Here is a 6,303-nt window from a genome sequence, read left to right on the forward strand (position 1 = left end):
GGGGATCGGTGGTGGGAAATACCAGTTTGCGGGACTTGTTGATGTCGTCCACAAACTCGATGCCTGCCTCTTTCAGCAGTGGCAGAGTCTCTTCAAGAATGCGCCCCTTGGACAGAGCTATGGTGATGGTACTGTCGGTCATCGCTTGTAGGGTCCGATTCTGGTGTTTTTAGCAGCCTGGAAGCCAATTACCCTGCATCCGTTCAACCGGGAATCCGGCGGATACTGGCGCCCAGCAGCTGCAGTTTTTCTTCAATGCACTCGTAGCCGCGGTCGATGTGGTAAATACGATCCACAATGGTGTCGCCATCAGCTACCAGGCCCGCAATGACCAGACTGGCGGAGGCCCGCAGGTCCGTGGCCATGACCGGAGCGCCGGTAAGCCTTGGCACACCTTTGATGATCGCGGCGTTGCCTTCCAGAGTCACATCCGCACCCAGGCGAATCAGTTCCTGAATGTGCATGAAGCGGTTCTCGAATACCGTTTTAACGATGGTACCGGTGCCTTCAGCCACGGTATTCATGGCGGCAAACTGCGCCTGCATATCCGTTGGGAAGGCCGGATAAGGCGCCGTGCGCAGGGAAACCGCTTTTGGCCGGTTGCCCTTCATGTCCAGCTCGATCCAGTCCTTGCCGATGGAGATATTGGCGCCGGCTTCTTCCAGTTTCAACAGCACCGCCTCGAGCAGGCCTTCACGGGTGTCCTTGAGCCGGACCCGACCGCGGCTGGCAGCGGCAGCCACCAGATAGGTACCGGTTTCAACGCGATCCGGCAGCACGTTGTAATGACAACCGTGCAGTCGCTCCACGCCATGGATTTCAATGGTAGCGGTACCATAACCCCGGATATCCGCACCCATGGCGATGAGGCATTCAGCCAGATCCACCACTTCCGGTTCACGGGCAGCGTTCTCGAGGATGGTGACGCCGTCGGCCAGGGCTGCGGCCATCATCAGGTTTTCGGTGCCGGTCACCGTGACCGTATCCAGGAAGATGTGCGCGCCCTTCAGGCGACCGTTGGTTTTGGCGTGGATATAGCCTTTCTCAACGGTGATCTCGGCGCCCATCATTTCCAGACCGTGAATGTGCAGATTCACCGGCCGGCTGCCAATGGCACAGCCACCGGGCAGCGATACAGTGGCCTCACCAAAATGCGCCACCAGAGGCCCGAGCACCAGAATCGAGGCCCGCATGGTTTTGACCAGCTCGTAGGGAGCGACGGTTTCCTTGATGGTGCTGGCGTCCACCTGAACGCTCATCTTCTCATCGATCATCACTTCCACGCCCATGCGGCCCAGCAGCTCGATCATGGTGGTGATGTCGTTCAGGTGTGGCAGATTGCCTACCGTAACCGGCTCATCGGCCAGCAAGGTGGCGGCAAGAATCGGCAGCGCCGAGTTCTTGGCACCGGAAATACGGATTTCCCCGTCGAGCGGCTTGCAGCCCCGGATCAGTAATTTATCCACAGTGTTAATCCTGTTTTGTTAGGCCTGCCGCGCTGCCCACTGGGCCGGAGTGAAGGCTCGAATGGTCAGGGCATGAATGGTGCCGTCGTCCAGCTGCTGCCGCAGGGTGCCGTAAATCAGCTGTTGTTTCTTGACCGGTGACATGCCATCAAAGCGATCGCCGACCGCCACCACCAGATAATGGTTGCCATCGTTCTGTACTTCGATTTCACAATCGGGGAGTTCTTTGCGAACCAGTTCGGCTACGTCCTGGGCTTGCATAGGGGGTATGACCTCGGTTAAAGCGATTCAAAGGCTGGATTGTACCGGATAATGTCGAGGCGGTCAGCCTGCGGCTTCAGCCCTTCAGGAACCAGGCCACACGATGGAAAGCTGGGAATGGCAAACGCTGGTATTAAGGCACTCAGGGAGCCGTCTGCCCGGGCGTCTTGAATCCCGGCAGCACCGCGGCTACGCCGTTGAGTCGTGCCAGCTCCGCAAGATCAGCGGAAGCTCCGGTGAACGACAGGCTCAGGTCCCGTGCGACTCCGGCCCGCTGCCAGCACAGCAACAACGAAAGCAACACACTGCTGGCGGTGGCCAGGCCTGCCAGATCGACGGTCAGACCAGACCCCGGTGCTGTCTCAATCAGCTCCTCCCCCTGACGGCGCAGCGCAGGCGCGTTGAGGGCGTCTACCTCTCCGGTCACCAGCAACGTATTGCCCTCAAGAACAACCCCGGGCGCTGCCGGCATCAGTTGTCCATCTCGTCATCAAGATTCAGCGAGGCTACGGCATCGCCCCAGTTGGAAATCACCTCATCCACATCACCACGGCGGCTCTCCATCTCCTGGGCGAAGCGGTCGCGGAAAGCCAGGCCGAGGTTCACGCCTTCAACGATGACGTTTTCCATCAGCCAGACGCCGTCGCTGTTGCGGTACATGGAATAACTGATCTGGTAGCGGTTACCGGAATCGCTGGTGACCTCCATATCGACGGAACCACGGTCGTCGTTGTTGGGGTTGACCGACGCGCTTTTCACATTGATTTCAAAGTCGTCGGCACTGCCGACCAGCGCCTGGGCGTAGCTTTCGAACAGGCTGCGCTTGAACCGTTCGACGAATTCATCCCGTTGTTCCGGTGAGGTCTGGCGGGCATAACGGCCCATGACCCGGGCGGCAATACGCCGGAAATCCACAAAATCGGTCATGGCCTGGTCCATGCGCTTGTAGAAGGCTTCCGGGTCGCTTTCGAATAGACCTTGCTCTTCGTTCAGCTGCTGTACCAGGCGCTGGGTGTTTTCATCCACATACTGGCGGAGCTCTTCATTGGCACTGACGTTGAGCGACAGCATCAGGGCCAGCATTGCCACCAATGGCGCAGCAAGGCGGTGAAGGATGCGGGGGCGGGTCAGGGTCATCGGACTCTCCTGGTTGTGCTGGCCGTCACGCAACTGGCGTGTGCGGCGATGAATCACTGGCCGGCCTGGCCAGATGCAAAATTGCTGATCATCCGCTCGATGTTCAGAGCAGACTGGGTTTCGTAGAAGGTGTCGCCATCAGCCAGCGACTCCATATCTCCACCCGGTGATATATCAATATACTGTTCACCCAGCAGGCCGGATGTACGTATGATCGCGGAGCTGTCGGCCGGAATCGCTCCGTAGGCAGCGTCGATATCCATGACGACCCTGGCCTGAAAGGTCTCCTGATCCAGGGACACTTCCCGGATACGACCCACCTGAACCCCTGCCAGTGAAATTTTACCCCGGGCACCAAGACCACCAGCGTCGTTGAAATACGCGTACACGGTGTAGGTTTCCGAAGATGCTTTAAACGTCAGCCCGCTGACCTGCAAGGCCAGGAACAGCATCGCTGCACCCCCTGCAAGAATGAACAGACCGACCACGATTTCCATGCTTCTCTGCGCCATGACCGCCTCTCAGAAACTTCCGAACATGACAGCGGTCAGGACAAAATCCAGACCGAGCACTGCCAAGGATGAAAACACCACCGTTTTGGTGGTTGCAGAGCTGATGCCCGCCGACGTCGGCACGCAATCGTAACCCTGATAGACCGCGATCCAGGTGCAGACCACCCCGAACACCACACTCTTGATGACGCCGTTCAGCACATCATCAGTAAAGTCTACGGAGGCCTGCATGTTGCCCCAGAAAGAACCCTCGAAGACCCCCAGCCATTGCACCCCCACCAGCATGCCACCGTAAATGCCTACCACCGAAAAAATCAGGGCCAGCACCGGCATCGAGATAAAGCCAGCCCACAAGCGGGGCGCTATGATCCGGCGTAACGGGTCAACGCCCATCATCTCCAGGCTTGAAAGCTGCTCCGTAGCTTTCATCAGCCCGATCTCGGCGGTCAGCGCCGAACCGGCGCGGCCCGCAAACAGTAATGCGGTAAACACCGGCCCCAGCTCACGTAGCAAGGTCAGGGCGATCATCTGCCCTACCGCCTGCTCCGAGCCATAGTCACTGAGAATGGTGTACCCCTGAAGCGCCAGTACCATGCCGATGAACAGGCCCGACACCATGACAATCACCAGCGACAGCACACCGATGGACCAGATCTGCTTCAGCAGCAGCGGCAGCCCGGTGCGGGGCGAAGGCACGCCCACTAACGAACGCCAGAGGAACTGGCCGGCCCGACCCAGAGAGCCGATTATGGTCAGCCCATGCTGACCGAGCCGTGCAATACCGTTAATGACCGGCGCTATCATGTCACTTTACCCCGCCCCAGTCGCCGGCCGCATCCGGCGCCGGATAGTGGAAGGGAACCGGACCGTCAGGCTGCCCTTCAAGAAATTGCTGTACCAGTTCAGAACTGTGATCGCGCAGCTGATCCGGGGTTCCTTCGCCGATGATACGACCGTCCGCCACAATGCAGGCGTAGTGACTGATACTGAGGGACTCCGGAACATCATGGGACACCAGCACGCTGGTGAGCCCCATGGTGGCGTTCAGTTCACGGATCAGCTTGACCACCACCCCCATGGCGATGGGGTCCTGGCCGGCAAAGGGTTCGTCGTACATGATCAGTTCCGGATCCAGGGCCATGGAACGGGCCAGCGCCACCCGTCGGTTCATGCCACCGGAGAGCTCGGCCGGCATCAGCGCCCGGGCACCCCGCAACCCCACCGCATCCAGCTTCATCAGCACGATGTCGCGGATCATGTCCTCCGGCAGCCGGGTGTGTACCCGCAGGGGGAAGGCAACGTTTTCGAACACGCTCAGATCGGTGAACAGTGCGCCGCTCTGGAACAGCATGCCCATACGTTCCCGAAGCTTGTACAGCGCCTTGCGAGACAGCTTTGGCACTTCCTGACCATCCACCAGAATGCGGCCGCTGTCGGGTCGGAGCTGACCGCCTATCAGGCGCAGCAAGGTGGTCTTTCCGGTGCCACTGGGACCCATGATGGCGGTTATGCGGCCACGGGGAACCTCCAGGCTGACGCCATCAAAAATTTTGCGTCCACCACGGGAGAACACAACCTTGTCGAGAACTATATACGGAGAGTCCGCCATAACCACTGCCGGTGCCAGATTTGGCGTAACAGTATGCGATCTTGCCCCGGGGCTCAATGGCTGCCGTGCTTTCTCATGGGTTAAAGTTTTGAAGTAAACCGTCAGTTTTACTGACGGCAGATGATCCGCGGTGGTTGGTGATATACTCTGCTGCAGTTCCAGAACCGATACCGACACCATAGCGGGAGCCCCATGACCACCGAGTTCAGGAAAGCCGCATTGCAGGCAATAGAAATCGAACGACAGGCCATTGAAGCCCTGTCTGACCGTATTGATCAGAGCTTTGACCGGGCCTGCGAGGTCATTATGGCCTGTCGTGGCCGCGTGGTGGTCACTGGCATGGGCAAGTCCGGTCATATCGGTAACAAGATTGCGGCAACCCTGGCGAGTACCGGCACGCCGTCCTTCTTTGTACACCCCGGCGAGGCCAGCCACGGTGACCTGGGCATGATCACCGGGCAGGACGTGGTCCTGGCCATCTCCAATTCCGGCGCCACCGCCGAAGTGCTGACCATTCTGCCACTGCTCAAGCGCATGGGCGCTCCCCTGATCAGCATGACCGGAAACCCCGATTCGGTGCTGGCCCGGGAGGCCGTCGCCAATCTCGACGTCAGTGTGGCTCAGGAAGCCTGTCCCCTGGGGCTTGCCCCCACGTCAAGCACGACGGCCACGCTGGTCATGGGCGACGCCCTGGCTGTGGCCTTGCTGGACGCCCGTGGCTTCAGCGCAGAGGACTTTGCGTTTTCCCACCCTGGCGGCCGTCTCGGCCGTCGCCTGCTGCTGCGGGTAGCCGACATCATGCACAGTGGCGACCGCATCCCCAGGGTCAGTGAAGACACAACCCTCAGCGGGGCACTACTGGAGATCTCCCTCAAGGGTCTGGGCATGACCACCATCGTCGACCGCGAAGGCCAGCTTTGCGGTATCTTCACCGATGGCGATCTGCGGCGGACGCTTGACCGGGCGGTCGACATTCACAAGACACCGATCCGCAGCCTGATGACCCGCAATGGCCGCACCATTTATGAAGACCAGCTGGCCGCCGAGGCCCTGCATATCATGGAGGAGCTGAAGATCAACGCGCTGCCGGTGCTGAATCGCAGCGGTGAGCTGACCGGTGCCCTGAACATGCACGACCTGCTACGGGCAGGCGTTATCTGATGGCACACTTCCCGCTGCAGCCACTCTGGCCCAAGGGCGCCCTTGAAAAAGCCGCCCAGGTGCGCCTGCTGGCACTGGATGTGGACGGGGTGATGACCGACGGCACCCTGCTGTTCACTGCTAACGGTGATGAAATCAAAGGCTTCAATATTCTTGA

The 6,303-nt window shown here is 59.7% G+C and carries 8 protein-coding genes and 2 pseudogenes; 2 read left to right on the forward strand and 8 right to left on the reverse strand.

The window, feature by feature from the left end:
* The 8 genes and pseudogenes from hisG to AAC035_RS17415 form a co-directional block, all read right to left on the reverse strand.
* Positions 1-142: pseudogene (gene hisG / locus AAC035_RS17380) on the reverse strand (ATP phosphoribosyltransferase); the annotation flags it as partial.
* Positions 143-203: 61 nt separating this feature from the next.
* Complete coding sequence (gene murA, locus AAC035_RS17385; RefSeq protein ID WP_339806356.1) at positions 204-1,466, reverse strand: UDP-N-acetylglucosamine 1-carboxyvinyltransferase; 1,263 nt, start codon at positions 1,464-1,466, stop codon at positions 204-206.
* Between the two features lie 18 nt (positions 1,467-1,484).
* The gene (locus tag AAC035_RS17390; RefSeq protein ID WP_339806357.1) at positions 1,485-1,727 is read right to left on the reverse strand and encodes a BolA/IbaG family iron-sulfur metabolism protein; all 243 of its coding nucleotides are present in this window, start codon (positions 1,725-1,727) and stop codon (positions 1,485-1,487) included.
* Between the two features lie 142 nt (positions 1,728-1,869).
* Positions 1,870-2,199, reverse strand: a complete 330-nt coding sequence (locus AAC035_RS17395; protein ID WP_339806358.1) for an STAS domain-containing protein — start codon at positions 2,197-2,199, stop codon at positions 1,870-1,872.
* On the reverse strand, positions 2,199-2,810 hold the full coding sequence (locus AAC035_RS17400; RefSeq protein ID WP_339806364.1) for an ABC transporter substrate-binding protein: 612 nt from the start codon (positions 2,808-2,810) through the stop codon (positions 2,199-2,201). The genes AAC035_RS17395 and AAC035_RS17400 overlap by 1 nt, the downstream gene beginning before the upstream one ends.
* 107 nt (positions 2,811-2,917) lie before the next feature.
* Positions 2,918-3,376, reverse strand: a complete 459-nt coding sequence (mlaD, locus tag AAC035_RS17405; protein ID WP_339806359.1) for an outer membrane lipid asymmetry maintenance protein MlaD — start codon at positions 3,374-3,376, stop codon at positions 2,918-2,920.
* Positions 3,377-3,385: 9 nt separating this feature from the next.
* Positions 3,386-4,180, reverse strand: coding sequence for a lipid asymmetry maintenance ABC transporter permease subunit MlaE (gene mlaE / locus AAC035_RS17410; RefSeq protein ID WP_339806360.1), 795 nt, complete (start codon positions 4,178-4,180; stop codon positions 3,386-3,388).
* A 1-nt stretch (position 4,181) separates the two neighbouring features.
* The gene (locus AAC035_RS17415; RefSeq protein WP_339806361.1) at positions 4,182-4,985 is read right to left on the reverse strand and encodes an ATP-binding cassette domain-containing protein; all 804 of its coding nucleotides are present in this window, start codon (positions 4,983-4,985) and stop codon (positions 4,182-4,184) included.
* Between the two features lie 192 nt (positions 4,986-5,177).
* Between AAC035_RS17415 and AAC035_RS17420 the strand changes: the two genes are divergently transcribed.
* Together AAC035_RS17420 and AAC035_RS17425 are read left to right on the forward strand one after the other, a co-directional pair.
* On the forward strand, positions 5,178-6,146 hold the full coding sequence (locus AAC035_RS17420; RefSeq protein WP_339806363.1) for a KpsF/GutQ family sugar-phosphate isomerase: 969 nt from the start codon (positions 5,178-5,180) through the stop codon (positions 6,144-6,146).
* A pseudogene (locus tag AAC035_RS17425) lies at positions 6,146-6,303 on the forward strand (HAD family hydrolase); the annotation flags it as partial. The gene AAC035_RS17420 and the pseudogene AAC035_RS17425, both read left to right, overlap by 1 nt.

Source organism: uncultured Marinobacter sp. (genome assembly GCF_963974375.1).
Classification (GTDB): domain Bacteria; phylum Pseudomonadota; class Gammaproteobacteria; order Pseudomonadales; family Oleiphilaceae; genus Marinobacter.